The sequence below is a fragment of the Bacillus cereus group sp. MYBK14-1 genome (assembly GCF_051916885.1).
In the GTDB taxonomy this organism is placed as follows: Bacteria; Bacillota; Bacilli; order Bacillales; family Bacillaceae_G; genus Bacillus_A; species Bacillus_A cereus.
In genome coordinates this window covers 1-21713 of the sequence record NZ_JBQAHM010000029.1, presented here as the reverse complement: position 1 = coordinate 21713, position 21713 = coordinate 1, and the positions used below count along the sequence as shown (strand labels likewise).

Sequence of the window (21713 nt, the reverse complement as noted above, 5' to 3'; positions counted from 1 at the left end):
AGCGTTCATCCTGAGCCAGGATCAAACTCTCCAATAAAGTTAGTTTGTCTAGCATCTAAAATAAAAATTGACGTTTCACGTTGTTTGTTTCGTTCAGTTTTCAAAGAACTAAAAGCGGGTGAAGAGAATCGAACTCTCGACCAGAGCTTGGAAGGCTCTTGTTTTACCACTAAACTACACCCGCGTGGTCGGGAAGACAGGATTTGAACCTGCGACCCCCTGGTCCCAAACCAGGTGCTCTACCAAGCTGAGCCACTTCCCGTAATTGGCGCGCCCGAGAGGAGTCGAACCCCTAACCTCTTGATCCGTAGTCAAACGCTCTATCCAATTGAGCTACGGGCGCTTATTCATGATGTTTTTTTCGTCGTTGTAATTTGGCGACTCAATTATCTTATCATACTACATTTTCAAATGCAAGCACTTTTTAAGATTTTTTTGATGCGGCCGAGAGGACTTGAACCTCCACGGGGTTTCCCCCACTAGGCCCTCAACCTAGCGCGTCTGCCGTTCCGCCACGACCGCGCGGAAAAAACAAAAGTGAGCCATGAAGGACTCGAACCTTCGACCCTCTGATTAAAAGTCAGATGCTCTACCAACTGAGCTAATGGCTCGTAAATGGCTGGGCTAGCTGGATTCGAACCAGCGCATGACGGAGTCAAAGTCCGTTGCCTTACCGCTTGGCTATAGCCCATCGAAATAATTATCTTCTTTCCAAAGACAAATGTTATTGTAACATAATGTCCAATAAAAAACAACTGCTATATAGCAGAAGTTAAAATGGCGGTCCCGACCGGGGTCGAACCGGCGATCTCCTGCGTGACAGGCAGGCATGTTAACCACTACACCACGGGACCATTTGGTTGCGGGGACAGGATTTGAACCTGCGACCTTCGGGTTATGAGCCCGACGAGCTACCGTGCTGCTCCACCCCGCGACAATACTATTCATATAAAATTATATGGTGGAGGATGACGGGATCGAACCGCCGACCCCCTGCTTGTAAGGCAGGTGCTCTCCCAGCTGAGCTAATCCTCCGAAGTGGTGACCCGTACGGGATTCGAACCCGTGTTACCGCCGTGAAAGGGCGGTGTCTTAACCACTTGACCAACGGGCCAATATGTATGGCAGAGAAGAAGGGATTCGAACCCTCGCACCGCGTTAGCGATCTACTCCCTTAGCAGGGGAGCCCCTTGAGCCACTTGGGTACTTCTCTGTATGGCTCCGCAGGTAGGACTCGAACCTACGACCGATCGGTTAACAGCCGATAGCTCTACCACTGAGCTACTGCGGAATAATGAAGACAATTTGTATCTTATAAAAATTCTCTCTGTAAGTCAAGAAGTTTTTAACAACATCTTGTTCAAACGTGACATGTTTATAATATACTGGATTGCGTTTTTACTGTCAAGATGTTTTCGATATCGGTTTGAGTTTCCCTTTACACTTTCCACAGACATATCTTTTTATATTTATTTGACGCCTTCTTACATATTGAAGTGAACACTCCATACATTCATACTTATAAATCTTTTTTTCCTTCTCTTCATTAATCATTCGTTTACAAAAACGTGGTGCATCAACTTTCTTTAACAACTCACGAAAATCCCTGTCCCTGTGCTTATACCCTCTTCCTGCAATATGTAAGTGATAATGACAAAGCTCATGTTTAATAATCCCGACTAACTCTTCTTCACCATACAATTCGTAATATCGATAATTCAGTTCGATATTATGACTCTTCAATAAATAACGCCCACCAGTTGTACGTAATCTATTATTAAACACCGCTTTATGTAAGAACGGCATCTCAAAGTATTGTAGTGACACTTCTTCCACTAGTCGCTGAATTTCTTGCTCATCCACTCTCATTCCTCCTAAACAAAAAAATATTTTTACACTTTTCTCCCTTCTTATACATATATTAAATAGTACATATACCCATCCTCATGTAAGAAGCGTGGTTTCTAAAAACAAAACATGAATAGAAATCCACTCACCAACCTCTCATCAATAGCATTTTAGATTTTTGAGAGCAGGATTAAACAAGGAGGGATTCCTATGCCTACGTGGCTAAAAAAACAAATGCAACGTGCATATTTCGAAAAAAACCGGTATCAAATTAAGTTATTAAATGAATGCTGGTTTTATTATAGCAAAATACATCAAAGCTCATAATCCATTACACTTTTTATTTCATAAAAAAAGAGCAGTTTCATCTGCTCTCTTCTCTTACTATTCAATCGGCAACATAGATAGTGCAACGCGTCCTTTTTTTGTATCAATATCATCTACCCATACTTTTACAATTTGCCCTACTGATACAACATCTAACGGATGCTTTACAAACTGTTTGCTAAGTTTAGAAATATGTACTAAACCATCTTGCTTTACACCAACATCAACAAAAGCACCAAAATCAACAACGTTACGAACTGTTCCTTCTAGTTCCATACCACGTTTTAAATCTTCTAATTTCAAAATCCCTTTTTTCAAAAGTGGTTTAGGCAACTCATCCCTCATATCTCGTTCAGGACTAATAAGCGCATCTATAATATCAACTAACGTCGGCTCCCCAACTCCTGTTTCTTGAGATAACTTAGAAATCTCTACTTCTTCCAATCTCTTTTGTAATTGCGGTTGTCCTACGTCATCTATCGATAACCCTAGACTCTTCAATAACAATTCAACATTTTTATATTGCTCTGGATGAATACCTGTTCGATCTAATGGATTCGCTCCTTCTAGTATACGTAAGAAACCTATACATTGTTCATAAGTCTTTGCACCTAAACGTGGGATTTTCTTTAATTCCGTGCGCTTCGTGAATTTCCCATCTTCTTCTCTCTTTGCTACAATATTTTTCGCAACAGTTTTCGATAAACCTGAAACATATTGTAACAATGCAACCGAAGCCGTATTTACATTAACCCCAACTTGGTTAACAGCTGTTTCTACTACAAATGTTAATGACTCATTCAGTCTCTTTTGAGATACATCATGTTGGTATTGTCCAACCCCAACTGATTTAGGATCAATTTTCACAAGTTCAGCAAGTGGATCTTGCAGACGTCTCCCAATAGAAACGGCACTTCTCTCTTCAACTTGTAAATTTGGGAATTCCTCACGGGCTAAATCAGAAGCTGAATATACACTAGCACCCGCTTCATTTACAATAATATAAAAGACATCTCGGTTCACACTTTGTAATACATCTACTATAAACTCTTCTGTTTCTCTAGATGCTGTCCCATTACCAATTGCAATCATTTCAACTTGATATTTATCTATAATAGAAAGAACTTTCGTTTTTGCATCATCATATTTACGAACAGGTGGATGCGGATAAATAACATCGATATGTAGTACTTTCCCCGTATCATCTACTACAGACAATTTACAACCAGTTCTATATGCCGGATCTACCGCTAGCACGACTTTCCCTTTCATCGGAGGTTGTAATAATAAGTTACGTAAGTTCTCAGAGAAAATATGTATTGCTTGTTCTTCAGCTGTTTCTGTTAATTCTTTACGAATCTCTCTTTCGATTGAAGATTGAATTAATCGTTTATAACCATCTTCAATCGCTAATTGTACATAATGTGCACTTTTCGAATCGTTATCACGAATTACTTTCTTATTTAAGAAGGTTACTATCTCATCTACTGGCGGAACAACAGCAACTCTCAATATATCTTCTTTCTCGCCACGATTCATTGCTAATACACGATGTGGTACTACTTTTTGCAATGGTTCTTCATAACTGTAATACATTTCATATATATTCTTTTCATCTTTTTCTTCATCTTTCACGGAAGAAGACATAACACCTTTTCTAAAAGTAACATTTCGAATCCAACTACGATACGCAGCTTCATCTGAAACCATTTCTGCAATAATGTCTTGTGCACCTTGTAAAGCTTCTTCTGCAGATTGCACTTCTTTCTCTACATTAATAAATTCCACTGCCTTTTTAGCCGGATCTTCTTTCTTATATAACAATAACCATTCAGCTAATGGTTCTAATCCTTTTTCTTTAGCAACTGTCGCTTTCGTTCTTCTTTTCTCTTTATATGGACGATATAGATCTTCTACTTCTTGCAACTTTGTAGCTTTAACAATTTGCTGTCGTAGCTCTTCTGTCAGTTTCCCCTTCTCATCAATAAGACGAAGAACTTCTTCCTTCCTATCTTCAAGTTGCATCATATATTGCCATCTCTCTAAAATCGTACGAATTTGCACCTCATCTAAAGAGCCTGTCCATTCTTTTCGGTAACGAGCAATAAATGGAACTGTGTTACCTTCTTCTGTTAATTGAATAACATGACGAACTTGCTTTTCGGTAAAGCCTAATTCTTTCACTAACATTTTCATTAACGCTTGTCGATTATCTACCATTTCCATATACAACCGTAACCTCCTCTATAATAAAAAAAGTTGCCCTTCAAAGAGAGCAACTTAAACTGCCGATTTAAAAATCTATTAGTCCTAAACTAATTTGTAGCGCTTCATCTACACGAATCATCATCACTTCATCTAAGTGAGTGATTTTGTCCGTTAAGCGCTGCTTATCGATTGTTCGAATCTGCTCAAGTAAAATAACAGAATCTCTCTCAAAACCGTACTTTTTCGCATCAATTTCCACATGAGTGGGTAATTTCGCTTTTTGAATCTGTGCAGTAATAGCCGCTACAATCACCGTTGGACTAAAACGATTTCCGATGTCATTTTGAATGACAAGAACCGGACGAACGCCTCCTTGCTCAGAACCAACAACTGGGGAAAGGTCTGCAAAATACACGTCGCCGCGTTTTACAATCAAAATATTACCCCCCGCTAACTAAGCGTTCTACTGTATGAGCTGCTTCATACTCTGCTAAGAAAGCTTCAGATGCAATACCAAGATTAATTTTTCCCATTTCAATGTACCCACGTCGCATTGATTCATGTTGGTAGCGTTTCTTCGTCTTATGTTGACGCAATAACAATTGTGTTGCCTGGCAAATTAGTTCATGGCGATTCTTATTCTCTTGTTTTCCAATTCCGTCCAATTCCGTTACCATTTGCTTTGGCAACCGAACCACGATTTCAGTAGTTACACTTGATTCGGACACAAAAATACACCTCCACCGTCAACTACACACCCAAATATATATATGACACCTATTGTAATAATACCATTGTATGGAGCCTGTTGCAAAGACTTCCTTATTCCTTGCTTATGTTTTCCAATTCACAAACAAAACATTCATCTTCTTAAATTTTTTATCTCATAACTAACTAAAAACAATAGAACTCCTCTTCAAAACTTACGTGCAACTTATATAAAAAATGATTATAAGTAAAAAGCTTCTCATCAAAAAGAGCTTATTATCCAGCAATGAACAGTCACTCCAATGACAAGAAGCAATCATACTACCTTCTATATATTGTTCAAGTAATTAATTATCTCTACAACCTTACCATTCCGTATAAATATTCTCGGCACACGGAAACTGATCGTTGCAATAATTTCATAATTAATAGTCCCTGAGTATTCCGCAACCTCTGTAGCGCTAATATACTCATCTCCTTGCCTTCCAATAAGCGTAACTTTCGTACCAAGTGGCACTTCACAAGGAAGATGAATCATGAACTGATCCATTGTTACTCGCCCTACAATCGGTACCCTTTTACCATTTATAAGCACTTCAAATCCTTGTAACCTCCTAAGCCAACCATCTGCATAGCCAATCGCTACAGTCGCAATCCATTCTTCAGTTTTCGTTCGGTAGGTGACGTTATAACTAATTCCATCACCTTTAATTACCTGTTTAATATGAGCGACTTTCGTATGAAGTGATAGCGCCGGTTCTAATTCAAATGGTAAAAAAGGACGTATTTCTACAGAAGGAGATAATCCATACATTGCAATCCCAATTCGCACTGCATTAAATGTAATCCCTTGAAAACGTAACGTCGCAGCACTATTAGCTGTATGAACAAACTTAGGATCCACTCCGAATTCTTTCAACCAACTTAACTGCTCTAAGAACGTGTTATATTGCTTATCAAAATACGAAGTCTCAACTTCATCTGCCGTTGCAAAATGCGTGTATACTCCTTCTAACTCTAAAAACGGTGCACCCTCTAAACTCTTTAAAAATTCTTTTAGCTCTTTTCTTTCACGTATTCCAATTCTCCCCATACCACTATCAAAGTTAATATGGAATTTCATTACAGATGAACCATCCCAAAGTTTAATTGCTTCGTCCACCCATTCTTTTTGAAAAACCGTTAGCGCTACATCATTTTCAGCAGCTACATTTACATCACGCGGCGGCGAGGGACCTAACACTAAAATCGGCTCAGTAATACCAGCCCTCCGAAGCACTAAAGCTTCATCTAAAAAAGCAACAGCTAACCTTGTTGCACCTGCTTCTAATGCCGTTTTAGCCACCGGTACATAATCGTGCCCATATGCGTTTGCTTTAACTACAGCAAAAATCTCTACATTACTTGGGATGAACTCTTTAATATGTGTAACGTTGTTATAAATGGCATCTAAATCCACTTCCACCCAAGTGTCACGGTAAAATGGTGCTTCTTCCATAAATACACTTCCTTATACACGATATGCGAAGCTTATTCTTTTATATGCTTCTTTTATGAAATCCACCTTCAAACTAAGAAAAGACGTGGTGCACATATATCACCACGTCTAAGAAGTTTACTTCACCTGCTTCGCTGTAACTGAACGAGCAACCATTAACAGCTCCTTCGGCTCTAAACCTTTAGACACGAGCATATATTCTACTCCGTTATGCGACCACGTTACAGAGTCTTTCGTTAATGCACCAATCGTAAACCCAAGATCAACTGGTTCTCCACTTACACTTACCGCTGATGATGCCTCTGCAACTTTTGCCTTTTCTTGTATTAAAGTAAAGGATTTCTTATTTCCAGTGTATGTGAGTATCGCACGCTTGCCACTGTCTGTCTTCAACTCTTTTTCATCTTGCAGAGTCATACCTTGTGGTGTATCAAGTGGATACAAAATAGCAAACGGTTTGTCTTCTTTCGCTGTTGTTTGAACATCTACCTGCGCTCTAGACATATTTTGTTTCGTATCAAATGCACCTTTATCAAATTTCGCATCGAATTTCACTTTAGAGAAATCTACTTTCACAAGAACATTTTGATCATTATCCATTAACTTCACTGAAACTGGAGTCAAGTCGCTCTTATTCAATGTAATCTCTTGTCTCGGCAACATATTTTGATGTTGATAGTTTGTTTTTGTTTTAAAAATATAATACTTATCTGTTTTCTCAAAAGTAAGGTTTTTCTTGTCCTGCAAAATATCTCTTACAAGTGATTCATATAAATAAGCCTGGCTACTATTTTGCGGCCAATCACTTTGAAAACGGAAGCTCTTATTAAGTGCTGGCGTTAATACAAATACACCTTCTTCATTTCTCAAAATAATTTGGCTCTGATCTTTTTTTGCATTTTTTAAATTCACACGATAAAAAGACGGTTCCTTATGCCAAATCTCTACGTTATACTCTTGAGGCTCATTGCCTGTTTTAATAGATAATTTTGCCTCAGCTTGATAACTTTTCATCCCTTTTACTTTTGATTCTAAATCTCTCACGACATCATCTTGCTTCTTTTCCATACAACCCGCCAACACAAAAACGGTCAACAAACCGACAAGAACTAAAAACAGACGCCTTTTCATCAATTCAGCCCCTTTGCCCCTATAAATGAATGGAAGATGTACCTTCCTTATCGCTACCTCAAATATATGAGACAAAGATATAAAATATGCAGACTAGCGTGACAAGCTTTCTAAAACAACTTGAGCAACAGCAAATTCCTTACTATGACTAATTGATAAATGAACAATATACTCTGTACTTGTAATCAGAATTGGCTTACCTCTTTCATCATTTTTCACTTCAATATCTAAAAAACTCACTTCTTTTCCGATACCAGTACCTACAGCTTTTGAATACGCCTCTTTCGCTGCAAACCTTCCAGCTACAAACTCTGTAAGGCGACTTCCTTTCAGCTCCATAGCAACATTACGTTCATTTTCCGTTAAAATACGTTCCATAAATTTAAGCTTTCCATCTAGCATTTTTTCAATACGATTTAATTCAATAATATCAATACCAATCCCTATAATCATTTCAAAATCCCCTTCTTCTATTTAACTTTCTTCTTTCATATTGATAAGAATAACAGAGAATCTTTCTGATGCAAAAGGGGTGATAGTAACCGTATGCTAATAAGATCCACTCATATTTCTTTACAACCGACTATTCTTACCTTACTTCTTATTCATTTAGTCATGATGATATTAGGCGACTTTTTTCTCTTACCACTGGCAGCCTCTAATGAATATATCGCGAAAGGAGAATGGTGGCGTGTCATAACTTCTCTTCTCGTACACGTAGACTTACAACATTTTCTTTCTAATAGTATTTTTTTGTTTGCTCTTGGTTCTTCTATCGAAAAGCAACTCGGACACTTTTCTTTTTTTATTCTATTTTTTCTCTCTGGAATTTCCGGAAATATTTCTTCTTATATTATTATGCCGCTTGAATATATTCACGCAGGTGCATCAGGTGGTATTTTCGGACTATTAGGTGCACAGTTATTTTTATTGTACAATCGATACCGCTCTTCAAAACCAAAAGAAATTGCCATTTTCTCAATTATGATACTTCTATTACTACTATTTACTTTCTTTAACCCTTCTGCCAATCCGATCAGTCATTTAACAGGTTTAATAACCGGTGGCATTTTAACCCCTTTTTTAACAAAAAAAAACGATGGTGCAAAGCTTATTTAATATAAAAGCTTGCACCATCGATAATTTCTACATCTACTTGTTCACTTAAATCTCTCATTAATTGAAATAAAGACTCATCCTTCATCTTCGCCTCAATCATACAATCAATTTGCGGAACACTTGCCTTTATCCTTCTTAAAAAAGATAAAAATGCGTCTACATTAATATAATCTGCATGAGCTCTTGGATCTTTTCCCTCTCTAGGGCTAGAGATATGCATTTTAATCGGCAACAAAGACGTTTCCCACGTATGAACAACACGTGCCCAATCTTCATACCAATCTTCTTGCTCATTATTCATCATATGGTGATGCAAGTCAAATACGACGGGAATATCTAATTTTTCTCCTAAATATAATGTTTCCTCTAACGTAAAGGTTGTATCATCATTTTCTAATATAATCATTTCTTGAATACCCCGTGGGACATTCGACCAATTCTCTATAAAGCGCTCTAATGCAAGTTCTTTATCTTTATATCCTCCTCCAACATGCAGTACACATCGTTGCTTATGTTCAATCCCCATGCCTTTTAATAATTTTTTGTGCATCTGCAATGTTTTTACAGATTGTTTAAAAACACTCTCCTCAGGTGAATTTAGTACAACAAAATGATCTGGATGGAAATCAATTCTCATATTCATATGAACTGCATATTCACCTAGTTTTTTTAAATTTTCTTTTAACGGACGAATATAGTTCCACTCTAGCAATTCCTCATGATTCGCTAAAGGAATGAGCTTTGAACTGAGCCGAAAGAAAGATATGTCATGCCCTTTATTATGCTTTAATAAACGTAAACAATTTTCTAAATTGGAATTAGCAATTCTTTCAAGCTTACGAATTGCAGCATCACGATCATCTAATTTCTGAAACTGTGCATACGTCATCGTTTGAGATGGAGATGCATTCTTCAAATGTACACTCATCGCAACGTAACCAAGCCTTACAAGCATATAACAGCCCCTTTTCTATCATAACTATTATGTAGTATGCACAATTATAGAAATAAAAAAAGAGAATGCCCGCAAAGGGCATTCTCTTTTTTTTATTAAGCTTGTGGACGGCTATGATGTTTTCTTTCGCCGCGTCCATTTGAAGAACCAGGGCGACCTTGGCCTTCACCTCTACGACCACGACTACCACCATCACGATTGCGATCACGGTTTCCGTCACGATTACGTCCATCACGGTTACGGTCACGATTACGTCCATCGCCACCGCCGCGTCCATCACGACTACGATTACGGTTACCATCACGGTATCCGCCTCCGTTACCGCCGCGTTTTTTAGAACCGCCGCCTCTTGAAACAACAGGTGGTTCTGATGTTAAAGCGATCGGAGTTGTATCCGGCTCTTTAGTCATCATTTTTAAAGCAGCAGCTACTACTGTTACAGAGTCATTTTCTTCTAACATTTCTTCTGCAATACGCTTGTAGTATGCTAAGTTTTCATTTTCAATTGTGCTTTGAAGCTTTTCAGCGATTAAACGTTGTTGACCTTCTAATGCCTCGTCAAGTGTCGGTGCATCCATACGGTCCATTTTACGTTTTGTTGTACGCTCGATATTTTTTAATTGTCCTGATTCACGTGGTGTTACAAATAGCATTGCAATACCTTTTTTACCTGCACGACCAGTACGACCGATACGGTGAACGTATGATTCTGGATCTTGTGGAATATCGAAGTTATATACGTGCGTTACGCCTGAAATATCAAGACCACGCGCAGCAACGTCTGTTGCAACAAGAACTTCAATAGAACCTTCTTTAAATTTACGTAATACAGACATACGTTTCGCCTGAGTTAAATCACCGTGAATACCTTCTGCAGCATAACCACGTAAGTTTAATGCTTCTGATAATTCATCAACACGACGCTTTGTACGACCAAATACGATTGCAAGCTCTGGAGATTGAATATCTAATAAGCGTGTTAACACGTCAAACTTTTTCTTTTCTTGCACTTCTAAATAGAACTGCTGAATGTTTGGCATTGTTACTTCTTTTGCTTTTACTTTAATGTGTTGAGGCTCAGTCATGAAACGCTCAGCAATACGGCGGATTGGATCCGGCATTGTCGCTGAGAATAGTAATGTTTGATGTGTTTCTGGCACATCTGTTAAAATTGCTTCAATGTCTTCAATGAAGCCCATGTTTAACATTTCATCCGCTTCGTCAAGAACAACTGTCTCTACGTTTTGCAGACGAAGTGTTTTACGGTTAATATGATCTAAAATACGACCCGGCGTACCAACAATAATGTGTGGGTGTTTTTTTAGAGCACGAATTTGGCGGTTAATATCTTGACCACCATAAATCGGTAAAATACGAACGCGTTTATGCTTACCAATTTTGTATAATTCTTCTCCAACTTGAATTGCTAATTCACGCGTTGGCGCGATAACAATACCTTGAACCGATTCTTTATGTGTATCCACTTTATCTAATAGTGGTAATCCGAATGCTGCTGTTTTCCCTGTACCTGTTTGCGCTTGCCCAATAATATCTTTACCTTGCAATGCATGTGGAATTGTTTCAGCTTGAATTGGTGTAGCCTCTTCAAAGCCCATACTTTCAACAGATTGCAGTAAAGAATCACTTAATCCTAATTCTCGAAATGTTGTCAATGTTACTTCTCCTTTTCTATCCTATACTTATCATTTAAAAAAAGGCGTTTTCCGAATTTGCGGAAAAGCCCTTTTCCTGAATGCTCACGTATATAAACGGGCGTATATTCTTCACGAAAATACTTCTAAACGTTATTACACTTTATCAATTATAAGTTTTGTATGTGTAAAAAGCAAACCCAACTGTTACCTTATTTTCATATTCAGAGTTTTTTTCTTCACTTTTATTTTTTTATATTTACTGTAAGCGCTTATTATAAGTTTCTTCTATTTTCGTAACTATCATCCCTATTTATATACACCAATTATTTCAACATCGTAATTACTTCTTCTAATTTCATACCGCGAGATGCTTTTATTAATACAACATCTTTCACATCGACTACTGCTTGTAAATCTTTTACTAACTCTTCTTTATTATCATACGCCTTTACACGTTCATTAGGGAAATTAATTTTTGCTCCTTCAGCAATTTGAGCCCCTAATCTACCGTATGTGAATACATGTGAGATTTTTGCTGGATCGATTAATTTTCCTACCTCATAATGGAACTGTACTTCTTGATCTCCAAGTTCTAACATATCACCGAGCACAACGATTTTTTTAGCAAAACCATCTAAACCATTCATTAAATGGAATGCTGCTTCCATAGCCGTCGGGCTTGCATTATAAGCATCGTTGATAATTGTTAAACCACTATTTGTTTTCACAATTTCCATACGCATGCCCGTCATTTGAAGTGTTACTAAACCTTCTTTCATCTCTTCCCACGTTACACCAAAATGTTTCGCAATTGCCATTGAAGCAAGTGTATTATACACATTATGTTTTCCTAACACCGGTAAGTAGAATGAAATATTTTCATCTCTATTCATTTTGAAATGTGTCCCAGTTGCTTGTAATGTTACAGTCGTTGGATAATAATCGTTTGCTCTTGCATCACCAAACGTAACCGTTTCTGCTGCTAAATTCATTCCAGGAACACGATTCGTTAATAAAGGCTCATCTCCGTTATATACGAACACGCCACCTTCTTGTAATCCTGTAACAATTTCTAATTTCGCTTCAGCAATTGCCTCACGAGATCCTAAATCCATTAAATGTGCCTCACCAATATTTGTAATGATAGCTGCATTAGGACGAGCTAACTTAGATAAGAATTCAATTTCGCCTCGGCTTGACATACCCATCTCTAATACTGCTACTTCTGTATTTTCTTCTAAGTTTAAAATGGTAAGAGGTAATCCGATATGGTTATTGAAGTTCCCTTCTGTTTTTTGCACTTTGAATTTAGTCGCAAGAAGACTTGTTACAATATCTTTCGTAGATGTTTTACCGTTACTACCCGTTACACCTACAACTTTAACATCCAATTGATCGCGATAGTTTTTCGCTAACATTTGCAATGCCGATAGCGTGTCTTCTACAAAAATAACCGGGAGATTCTCAGGTGGATTCGCTACATCTTTCATCCATAATGTAGCCACAGCTCCATTTTCAACAGCTTTATCTACAAAAGCATGTCCATCGAAGCGCTCCCCTTGAATCGGAACATACAAGTTTCCTTTTTCAATTTTTCTCGTATCAATAGACACGCCTTGAATAGTAATTCCCTCATATTGCTCTGCTAATTCAGTACCATTTACCATCTGTTCCACTTGCTTTAACATTCGCTTTATCATATATAAACGCTCCTTACATAGAGGAAGCACTATTCCTATGAATAGTGCTTCCTCCTTTTTTGTTAGATTGTATATTTAATTTTTTGTTTTTCTTCGTGACGTTCAATCGCTAAACGAATTAGCTCTTCGATTAATTCTGGATATGGTAACCCAGTATGTTGCCATAATAGAGGGAACATACTGAACGGTGTAAATCCTGGCATTGTGTTTACTTCGTTAATATACACTTCTCCATCTTTCGTTAAGAAGAAATCAGCTCGCGTTAAACCTGCACCGTCTAATGATTGGAATGCAATAATCGCATCACGCTTAATTACATTAGATTCTTCTTCTGTCATTTCAGCTGGAATAATTAGCGCCGTATCACCATCGATATATTTCGACTTATAATCATAGAAGTCCTTTTTCGGAACGATTTCACCTACAACTGAACATTTCGGCTCATCATTACCTAGTACCCCAACTTCTACTTCACGACCTACAATATTTTCTTCTACAATAATTTTGCGATCAAATTGGAATGCCTCTACAAATGCATCCTCAAGTTCTTCACGATTTTTACACTTATTAATACCAACACTTGAACCAAGGTTCGCTGGTTTTACGAAGCAAGGATATCCTAACTTATCTTCTACTTTAGAATAAGCTTCCTCACGATTTTTTTCCCATGCACTACGAATGAAGGATGCATATTTTGCTTGTTTTAAACCAGCCTCTGCAAAGATGTTTTTCATAACAACTTTATCCATACCAGCAGATGATGCTAGAACACCATTTCCTACATAAGGGATATTCATTAATTCTAATAGTCCTTGAACCGTTCCATCTTCACCGTTTGGTCCATGTAGTAATGGGAAAATAACGTCAATAGCGTTCTCCTCAGAAGCTGCAGATGGGATAATTTCTGTACTTAATGATAACGGAGAAATCGCATTTTCTGCACCGCTCATTTTTAAAGCTTCAACATCTGTTACTTCGCCTTCAATACGCTCACCGCGTACCCATTGACCTTGTTCAGTAATATAAATTGGATGAATCTCGAATTTATCTTGATTTAACGCTTTAATAGCAGCAAGAGCCGTCTGTAGCGAAACTTGATGCTCAGCTGATTTTCCACCATATAATAAACCTAATTTAATTTTCGTCAATGAAATCACCCTAACCAATTGTTTTCATTTTTCTATTTTAGCACTTTTTATAAAAATAGGTAGTTCCTATTTGAAATAAAATGTAACTTCCATAAATAATTAAATAACATCACTTATTGGTTTTTCATTTCATTTTCTATATAACTACACAAAATAAAATGGCAATCTAATCTAGTTATGTACCTAAAATATGTAGAAATCCCCTTTTTTGTGTATGTCACCTATTCACTAAGAAGATTGTTTGGTTAGTGTGTCTTTTTGCCTTTGCTCCACAAGGCGATCTAAAGAAACATATACAATACCTGCAACTACACATCCTACAGCTAAAATTGTAAATAGAAAGTGACCAAGTAATCGATCTAATAAAAAACCGCCCAAAAGTGGACCAAATGCGCTTCCTGTAATCCACTGCAAACTTGCAGCTCCCATATAAGTCCCTCTCAAATGCTCAGGGGCCAAATTTGCTACAAATGTCATCTGTACAGGCGACATAATCATCTCACCTAACGTATATATAGCATAAACGAACAGTAGTATTATTAAAATAATTGTAGCATTTGTATTAAATTCTCCAAACCACTTCGGTAACCACCCTATAAAAAATAATCCAATCCCGAATAAACATGCACCATATAACATCGTCTTCCCGACCGGTTTATCCGTAGCCCATTTTGAAATTTGAAACTGGAATAAAACAACTAATAGTCCGTTTAACGCCATTAAATATGGATATGGATTATTCGTTCCAAAAATATGCTTCATTTCATTATCAAAATGTAGTGGCAACATGCCTTCGGTTTGAGAAAACCCCATCGAAATGATAATGCCTGCTAATAAGTAAATCATTAGTACCTTATCTCGCATTACAATTTTCCAAACTGCCCCAGTTTCCTTTTCTTTATGTTCTTCCTTATCTGTCCTTTTTGGCATCGTCTCTTGAATAAGAAGTAATACAAGTAACGCATAAAATTGCATTGTAGAAGAGGCAATAATAAACACAAGGTTCTTTGACAACACAACTACTGATGCTCCCATTATCGGACCAATCGCAGCACCTATATTGTGTCCCATTCGTAATAAACCATATGCCTCTGTTCTTTTTTCTGGTGCCGTTACATCCGCGACCATAGCTGATGCAGCTGGATGAAATAAAGAATTACTCAACCCTAAAAAAATAGATAAAATTGCATATGGAATAAATCCTTCTATAAATAGAAAACCGAGCATTAATAATGCATTACTTGCCATAGAAAATATCATAATAGGCTTTCTTCCATATATGTCAGCAATTCTCCCTCCTATAAGTGATCCAAAACTTGCAGCAATTGGAGAAAGCGCCATAATAACCCCAACTTCCAACAACGAATCTACCTTATCTTTTAAATATAATGCAAAAAAAGGCATTAACATCATCATTGCAATTCCATTTAACGTCTCTCCAATAAATCGAATCCATACGTTACGGTCCATCTCCCTTAACTCACGCCACGTATTTTTCATCATTTCACCCCTTTAGTTAGCCAACAATTATCTTATAATAAGTTCAGAAAAATGTAAATTTTCAAATAAAAAAATCCATTCTAACAGAATTAGAATGGATTTTTTCACTTATAAATTTGCAACATCTTCTTCTTTTTTACTATTATTTAAAGCACTATGTTTTCGGCTATATAAGAAGTAAACCGCTATACCAATAACCATCCATATCCCAAAACTAATCCATGCTGTCCCCGATAATTGAAGCATTAAGTATAAACAGAAGATCACTGTTAATGCTGGTAAAAATGGTACAAGCGGAGCCTTAAATGCCCTTGGTAAGTCTGGATGTGTTCTTCTCATTACGATTACCGCAACAGCTACGAGTGCAAATGCTGACAATGTCCCCATATTTACAAGATGTGCTAAAACATTTAAATCTATTAATCCTGAAATCAGTGCCGCAATAATTCCCGTTGTCCATGTATTTAAAAATGGCGTTTTAAATTTCGGATGAACTTTAGCAAGACGTTTCGGCAGTAAACCATCTCGGCTCATCGCATAAGAAACACGAACTTGCCCATACATCATAACTAGCATTACTGTTGTAATCCCTGTAATTGCTCCTACTGAAATTACCCCCGCTAAACCATCTTGTCCAATAAATTGAAGTGCAAAAGCAACTGGATCTGATATATTTAGCTGTCCGTATGGAACAATTCCTGTCAAAATAAGCGAAACAACGATATAAAGAACTGTACAAATTAATAACGATGCAATAATACCAATTGGTAAATCACGTTGCGGACGTTTCACTTCTTCTGCCGCTGTTGAAACTGCATCAAATCCTATAAATGCGAAGAATACTGTAGCCGCTCCAGCCATTACACCATCTAAACCAAATGGCATAAAAGGCGTCCAGTTTTCAGGTTTCACATAATTAAAACCAGCAAAGATAAAAATAAGAACAACTGCTATTTTAATAAATACCATAATGTTATTTACTCGTGCACTTTCACGAACACCCCTAGATAAAAGAACTGTCATCACTAAAATAATTAGAACTGCAGGTAGATCAATTATTCCACCCTTACCTGTACCAGGAGCCGAGGAGAGAATAGTCGGAATATGAATTCCAAACCCCTTTAATAAAGATTGAAAATATGCAGACCAACCGTTCGCTACAGCAGATGTAGCAAGTAAATATTCCAGCATTAAGTCCCAGCCAATTAAAAATGCGAATACTTCCCCCATCGTCGCGTATGTATACGTATACACACTGCCCGAGACAGGAACTGAAGAAGCAAATTCAGCATAACAAAATGCAGCAAAGGCACAAGCTAGAGCGGCAATCGCAAATGATAATATAATAGCTGGCCCAGAATGTTTCGCTGCCACAACACCCGTTAGAACAAAAATACCAGTTCCAACAATTGCTCCGATTCCAAGCATAGTTAAATCTAGCGCGCCCAATGTTCTTGCTAACGTTTTTTGCTTACTTTCTTGCATTAACTTTGCAATTGGCTTCTTTTGAAAAATTTGCTTCATCTTTCACTCCTCCAAGTTTTAAATTTTCTGAAAATTTTTAATTCGCTTTTTTATTTTACTCATTACGCTTTTCCTAGTCAATACTTTTGTCGAAACAAGTAGAAATTCTTCTGAATATGCACAATCCTTATTATTCTTTCTATATATCTTTCCATTATTTTTTTGGTATTATTATACATGTCGATTCCGTGAAAAAGGCATGCCCCCTTATTGAGAGCATGCCTTTTTACTTATTTCACAGTATATGAACCTTGTTCAATCCAGCTATACATATACTTTTCATCTTCTGTTTCATGTGCTTGTTTTACAATACGAAGCGGACGGAATGTGTCTATCATAACAGCTAATTCAAGCGTCTCTTTCTTCCCTATACTTGCCTCTGTTTTCCCCGGATGCGGTCCATGGGGAATCCCGCTCGGATGAAGTGTAATAGAACCTTCTTCCACACCTTTGCGACTCATAAAGTTTCCTTCTACATAGTAAAGAACTTCATCACTATTAACATTACTATGATAATATGGTGCCGGAATTGACTCTGGATGATAATCGTATAAACGTGGTACGAAAGAGCAAATAACAAAATTATGTCCTTCAAATGTTTGATGTACTGGCGGTGGCTGATGAATGCGCCCTGTAATTGGTTCAAAATCCTCTACATTAAATACCCACGGATATAAATAGCCATCCCATCCCACAACATCTAACGGGTGGTGTCCTAAAACATGTTTATGCATATAGCCTCTTGATTTTGTCATTACGACAAACTCGCCTTTTTCATCATATGTCTCTAATTTTTCTGGACCACGAAGATCTCTTTCACAAAACGGACTATGTTCTAACAATTGTCCGTATTCATTTCGATAACGACGCGGCGTTGTAATTTGGCTATTCGCCTCTACAACAAGAAACTTAGTCTCTCCTTCATCTGGAATAACACGATAAATCGTTCCAATTGGGATCGTTACATAGTCGCCTTTTCTATAGTGAATCGTTCCAAACATCGTTTCAATTTTCCCTGTTCCATAATGAACAAATAACATTTCGTCGCCATCACCATTACGATAGAAATAATCCATTTTTTCTGTTGGACTCACTACTCCAATTAATAAATCTTCATTTCCAAGTATGAAATTCCGTCCACTTATTGCATCACCACTTTTTTTACTTTCTTTCGTTCGAAAGTGGCGATGAGAAAGAGCAACATCCTCTTCATACTGCAACTGACAAGAATGCGATAATGCAGAATGACCTACTTCTGTTGGCATATAATGATGATACAAAATAGACTGCGTACCAGAAAAACCTTTTGTTCCCATTACCTGTTCACGATAAAGCGATCCATCTTTTTTACGAAATTGTACATGTCGTTTATGAGGTAGTTCTCCCATGTGACGATAAAACATGCCCATCACCCGCTTCCTTTTCTTTTTTGATCGTATTACGTAGTGTACCTAAACCAGTAATCGACAGTTCTACAACATCTCCATCTTGTAGCCACTCTTCTGTACCCAGTTCTAAAATACATCCTGTTCCTACTGTCCCAGAACCAATCACATCTCCTGGATATAACGTAACGTCCTCTGAAGCACGTTCAATCATTTCAGCAAATGTATAATAAATATCTTGGAAGTTTCCTTTTGATAATAGTTTTCCATTTACATGAGCAGTCATTTCTAAATTATATCGATCACCATTACGATAAACGTCTAATTCCTCTTTCGTAACAAGATGTGCTCCTAAAGAAGTTGCAAAGTCTTTTCCTTTCGCTGGACCGAGACCTACTTTCATTTCTGTTGCTTGTAAGTCTCTCGCACTCCAGTCGTTCATAATACAATAACCAAAAATATATTCCTCTGCTTGCTCACGAGAAATATTTCGCCCTTCTTTTCCCATTACGCAAGCAATCTCCAACTCATAATCAAGCTTTTTAGACTTTTTCGGACCAATTACAAAATCACCGGAACCAATTACAGCACGATGATTAGTAAAATAAAAAACCGGAATATCATACCATTCGGGCACAACATCTAATCCTCTTCGTCCGCGAGCTGTTTTTACATGTTGTTCAAATGCGTAAAAATCTCGAATACTACTCGGATTAGGAAGAGCAGCTGTCAATTGTACTTCTTCTAAAGCATATATACCCTTATTTGGATTCTTAATATTCCGCACTACCTCTACATACTCATCCGCTTTCTCTAAAAAAGCAATCATAGAAGAAGGGATTTTCCCTTCACTAGCAAGATTCATATCTATTACTTTGTCACCTTCAAGCCATCCAGCCCGTAGTTCTTTTGAAGGAAGACGAAATGTAACAAATTTCATCCTGATTCCTCCTTATAAAAATGAAATTTCCACCAGCAAAGGGACTTTTGCTGGTGGATACAAATCTTATAAGTTTCCGCGACGCTCTTGTTCTCTTTCAATTGATTCGAATAACGCTTTAAAGTTTCCTTCACCAAATCCACGAGAACCTTTACGTTGAATGATTTCAATAAATAAAGTCGGGCGATCTACAATTGGTTTCGTAAAGATTTGTAGTAAGTAACCTTCATCATCACGATCTACTAAAATCTTTAATTCTTTTAACTTATCAATTTCTTCATCGATTTTTCCAACTCGTGCAGTTAACTCATCATAATAAGTATCAGGTGTATCTAAAAACTCCACCCCATTTGCACGAAGCGCTTCAACTGTTTTAACAATATCACTTGTTAATAAAGCAAGATGTTGCACACCAGCTCCATTATAGAATTCTAGATACTCTTGAATTTGTGACTTTCTCTTTCCATCTGCTGGTTCGTTAATAGGAAACTTAATACGACTTCCATTCGTCATAACTTTCGACATTAACGCCGAATACTCTGTACTAATATCGTCATCATCAAAATGAATCATTTGTTTAAAGCCCATAACATTCTCGTAATAACTAACCCACTCTTCCATTTTTTCAACATTACCAACTACATGATCAACAGCAATTAAACCAGACTCTTCAAATGGAATATTAAATTCTACCTTTTGGAATCCTGGCATAAATGCCCCTTTATAATTTTTACGCTCTACAAGCGTATGAATTGTATCACCATACGTACCAATAACTGCTTTTTTCAATGTACCGTCCTCATCTGTTAATTCCTGCGGTGGAGCAATTGCGACGGCACCACGTTTCACTGCTTCTGAGTATGCTTTATCAACATCATCAACAAGTAGTGCCACATCCTTCACGCCATCACCATGAGTCTTTACAAACTCTGCAATACGATTTTCACTACTTAAAGCTCCAGACACAACGAAACGCATATTTTTTTGCACAAGAACATAAGATACCTTTTCACGGTTTCCAGTTTCTAATCCAGAGTAAGCCACAATTTTGAATCCGAACGCTCTCGCAAGATAATAACTCGATTGCTTTGCATTCCCTACGTAAAATTCCAAATGATCTACATCACGTACTGGAAAAAAGTCCTCCATTTGTGCAGCTAGCGTATCCATAGATTTTTGTTTCATAATATCTTCATCCCCCTGTAAATAGATTAAATGGTCCATACTTAAAACCAACCGAAAACGCTTCCAACATTAATTAATAGAAATTAGTTAGCAAGCTAACAAATTCTGACCTTTAAAATTTTCTATCTTTTCTGTCAAATTCCTCTTTTTTTCTTACATATAAAATTCGACTTTTTTCTCTTTGAAATAAAGCGGGATTTTATTCAGTGGATTTTTGATTATTCGTTGAATCAAGTTTCAACCGCAGCGTTTAATTAGCCATGAATGCTGGATAATGAGGTAACTTTAATACTTGAGGGGATATAAGAAGAATATAAAAAAGACTCCAACATATTAACTACTTACTAATACGTTAGAGTCTTTATTTTTTTTGAATGATTGTATTTATATATCTCATACTAATACATTTGCAAGGAATAGAATAAATGATGTTAATATTACCGCTCCACCTAAGGATCCTAATAAATCTGTTTTTGTTACTTGAAACACTTGTTCACTGTTCATATCCCTCATTCTCCTTCCTTTTTTGTTTGATTTAAAACTTCTATTATACTAATGCACTTGATAAAAATACGATTAATGCTGTTAATACTACCGCTCCACTTGCTGATCCTACGAAGTCACCTTTTGTTACTTGTAATACTTGCTCTTTCATATCTTTCATTCTCCCTTCCTTTTCTTTTGTTACAAAGCTTCTATTATACTAATACGCTTGATAGAAATACGATTAACGCTGTTAATACTACTGCTCCACTTGCTGATCCTACGAAGTCACCTTTTGTTACTTGTAATACTTGCTCTTTCATATCTTTCATTCTCCCTTCCTTTTCTTTTGTTACAAAGCTTCTATTATACTAATACGCTTGATAGAAATACGATTAA

Annotated in this window: 21 protein-coding genes and 12 tRNA genes; 2 read left to right on the top strand and 31 right to left on the bottom strand. The window is 37.1% G+C overall.

What is annotated here, in order from left to right; all coding sequences use genetic code 11:
* Positions 1-113 precede the first annotated feature (113 nt).
* From ACTFR3_RS29545 to ACTFR3_RS29485, 13 genes are all read right to left on the bottom strand, one after another.
* A tRNA-Gly gene (locus ACTFR3_RS29545) sits at positions 114-184 on the bottom strand.
* A 1-nt stretch (position 185) separates the two neighbouring features.
* Positions 186-262 (bottom strand) — tRNA-Pro (locus tag ACTFR3_RS29540).
* 4 nt (positions 263-266) lie between these two features.
* Positions 267-343, bottom strand: a tRNA-Arg gene (locus ACTFR3_RS29535).
* A gap of 96 nt (positions 344-439) precedes the next feature.
* A tRNA-Leu gene (locus ACTFR3_RS29530) sits at positions 440-522 on the bottom strand.
* Positions 523-538: 16 nt separating this feature from the next.
* Positions 539-611 (bottom strand) — tRNA-Lys (locus ACTFR3_RS29525).
* 5 nt (positions 612-616) lie between these two features.
* A tRNA-Gln gene (locus ACTFR3_RS29520) sits at positions 617-691 on the bottom strand.
* An 87-nt stretch (positions 692-778) separates the two neighbouring features.
* A tRNA-Asp gene (locus ACTFR3_RS29515) sits at positions 779-854 on the bottom strand.
* A 3-nt stretch (positions 855-857) separates the two neighbouring features.
* Positions 858-934: transfer RNA gene (locus ACTFR3_RS29510), tRNA-Met, on the bottom strand.
* A 25-nt stretch (positions 935-959) separates the two neighbouring features.
* A tRNA-Val gene (locus ACTFR3_RS29505) sits at positions 960-1035 on the bottom strand.
* Between the two features lie 4 nt (positions 1036-1039).
* A tRNA-Glu gene (locus ACTFR3_RS29500) sits at positions 1040-1114 on the bottom strand.
* 8 nt (positions 1115-1122) lie between these two features.
* Positions 1123-1213, bottom strand: a tRNA-Ser gene (locus ACTFR3_RS29495).
* 3 nt (positions 1214-1216) lie between these two features.
* A tRNA-Asn gene (locus ACTFR3_RS29490) sits at positions 1217-1291 on the bottom strand.
* Between the two features lie 113 nt (positions 1292-1404).
* On the bottom strand, positions 1405-1863 hold the full coding sequence (locus tag ACTFR3_RS29485) for a SprT family protein (protein ID WP_000344234.1): 459 nt from the start codon (positions 1861-1863) through the stop codon (positions 1405-1407).
* Between the two features lie 195 nt (positions 1864-2058).
* Here ACTFR3_RS29485 and cmpA point away from each other — a divergent pair, with 195 nt between their 5' ends.
* Positions 2059-2175, top strand: a complete 117-nt coding sequence (cmpA, locus tag ACTFR3_RS29480) for a cortex morphogenetic protein CmpA (RefSeq protein ID WP_001143642.1) — start codon at positions 2059-2061, stop codon at positions 2173-2175.
* A 57-nt stretch (positions 2176-2232) separates the two neighbouring features.
* Here cmpA and ACTFR3_RS29475 read toward each other — a convergent pair whose 3' ends face one another.
* From ACTFR3_RS29475 to acpS, 6 genes are all read right to left on the bottom strand, one after another.
* Entirely contained in the window at positions 2233-4401 is a 2169-nt protein-coding gene (locus tag ACTFR3_RS29475; protein WP_000426242.1) for a Tex family protein, read from the bottom strand.
* Positions 4402-4468: 67 nt separating this feature from the next.
* A complete protein-coding gene (gene ndoA, locus ACTFR3_RS29470; protein ID WP_000635963.1) occupies positions 4469-4819 on the bottom strand; it encodes a type II toxin-antitoxin system endoribonuclease NdoA in 351 nt (116 codons plus the stop codon).
* Positions 4820-4823: 4 nt separating this feature from the next.
* Complete coding sequence (locus ACTFR3_RS29465; RefSeq protein WP_000004570.1) at positions 4824-5111, bottom strand: antitoxin EndoAI; 288 nt, start codon at positions 5109-5111, stop codon at positions 4824-4826.
* Positions 5112-5419: 308 nt separating this feature from the next.
* Positions 5420-6589, bottom strand: a complete 1170-nt coding sequence (alr, locus tag ACTFR3_RS29460) for an alanine racemase (RefSeq protein WP_000390615.1) — start codon at positions 6587-6589, stop codon at positions 5420-5422.
* A 117-nt stretch (positions 6590-6706) separates the two neighbouring features.
* Entirely contained in the window at positions 6707-7657 is a 951-nt protein-coding gene (locus ACTFR3_RS29455; RefSeq protein WP_002004297.1) for a LolA family protein, read from the bottom strand.
* 156 nt (positions 7658-7813) lie between these two features.
* Positions 7814-8173 (bottom strand): holo-ACP synthase, encoded by a 360-nt coding sequence (gene acpS, locus ACTFR3_RS29450; RefSeq protein ID WP_000583416.1) that lies wholly within the window; start codon positions 8171-8173, stop codon positions 7814-7816.
* A gap of 93 nt (positions 8174-8266) precedes the next feature.
* Between acpS and ACTFR3_RS29445 the strand changes: the two genes are divergently transcribed.
* Positions 8267-8839, top strand: coding sequence for a rhomboid family intramembrane serine protease (locus ACTFR3_RS29445; RefSeq protein WP_000908523.1), 573 nt, complete (start codon positions 8267-8269; stop codon positions 8837-8839).
* Here the strand turns inward: ACTFR3_RS29445 and uvsE are convergent.
* The 12 genes from uvsE to ACTFR3_RS29385 form a co-directional block, all read right to left on the bottom strand.
* Entirely contained in the window at positions 8832-9794 is a 963-nt protein-coding gene (uvsE, locus tag ACTFR3_RS29440; protein WP_440045132.1) for a UV DNA damage repair endonuclease UvsE, read from the bottom strand. The genes ACTFR3_RS29445 and uvsE overlap by 8 nt on opposite strands.
* A gap of 95 nt (positions 9795-9889) precedes the next feature.
* Positions 9890-11467, bottom strand: a complete 1578-nt coding sequence (locus tag ACTFR3_RS29435; protein ID WP_000206591.1) for a DEAD/DEAH box helicase — start codon at positions 11465-11467, stop codon at positions 9890-9892.
* 305 nt (positions 11468-11772) lie between these two features.
* Positions 11773-13149, bottom strand: coding sequence for a UDP-N-acetylmuramoyl-tripeptide--D-alanyl-D-alanine ligase (gene murF, locus ACTFR3_RS29430; protein ID WP_000595957.1), 1377 nt, complete (start codon positions 13147-13149; stop codon positions 11773-11775).
* A gap of 62 nt (positions 13150-13211) precedes the next feature.
* A complete protein-coding gene (locus ACTFR3_RS29425; RefSeq protein WP_000161427.1) occupies positions 13212-14297 on the bottom strand; it encodes a D-alanine--D-alanine ligase in 1086 nt (361 codons plus the stop codon).
* Positions 14298-14525: 228 nt separating this feature from the next.
* Entirely contained in the window at positions 14526-15797 is a 1272-nt protein-coding gene (locus ACTFR3_RS29420) for an MDR family MFS transporter (RefSeq protein WP_440045131.1), read from the bottom strand.
* A 108-nt stretch (positions 15798-15905) separates the two neighbouring features.
* Positions 15906-17321, bottom strand: coding sequence for an amino acid permease (locus ACTFR3_RS29415; RefSeq protein WP_000809361.1), 1416 nt, complete (start codon positions 17319-17321; stop codon positions 15906-15908).
* 230 nt (positions 17322-17551) lie between these two features.
* Entirely contained in the window at positions 17552-18724 is a 1173-nt protein-coding gene (locus ACTFR3_RS29410) for a homogentisate 1,2-dioxygenase (protein WP_013141710.1), read from the bottom strand.
* Positions 18690-19646 (bottom strand): fumarylacetoacetate hydrolase family protein, encoded by a 957-nt coding sequence (locus ACTFR3_RS29405; RefSeq protein ID WP_289685185.1) that lies wholly within the window; start codon positions 19644-19646, stop codon positions 18690-18692. Before ACTFR3_RS29405 ends, ACTFR3_RS29410 begins: the two co-directional genes overlap by 35 nt.
* A 66-nt stretch (positions 19647-19712) precedes the next feature.
* Positions 19713-20831: a 4-hydroxyphenylpyruvate dioxygenase gene (hppD, locus tag ACTFR3_RS29400; RefSeq protein ID WP_000810922.1), complete on the bottom strand. Its 1119-nt coding sequence runs from the start codon at positions 20829-20831 to the stop codon at positions 19713-19715.
* A gap of 393 nt (positions 20832-21224) precedes the next feature.
* Positions 21225-21335, bottom strand: coding sequence for a DUF3948 family protein (locus ACTFR3_RS29395; RefSeq protein WP_001083690.1), 111 nt, complete (start codon positions 21333-21335; stop codon positions 21225-21227).
* A 43-nt stretch (positions 21336-21378) separates the two neighbouring features.
* Entirely contained in the window at positions 21379-21495 is a 117-nt protein-coding gene (locus ACTFR3_RS29390) for a DUF3948 family protein (RefSeq protein WP_228549876.1), read from the bottom strand.
* A 34-nt stretch (positions 21496-21529) separates the two neighbouring features.
* On the bottom strand, positions 21530-21646 hold the full coding sequence (locus tag ACTFR3_RS29385; protein ID WP_000654250.1) for a DUF3948 family protein: 117 nt from the start codon (positions 21644-21646) through the stop codon (positions 21530-21532).
* Between the last annotated feature and the right edge of the window lie 67 nt (positions 21647-21713).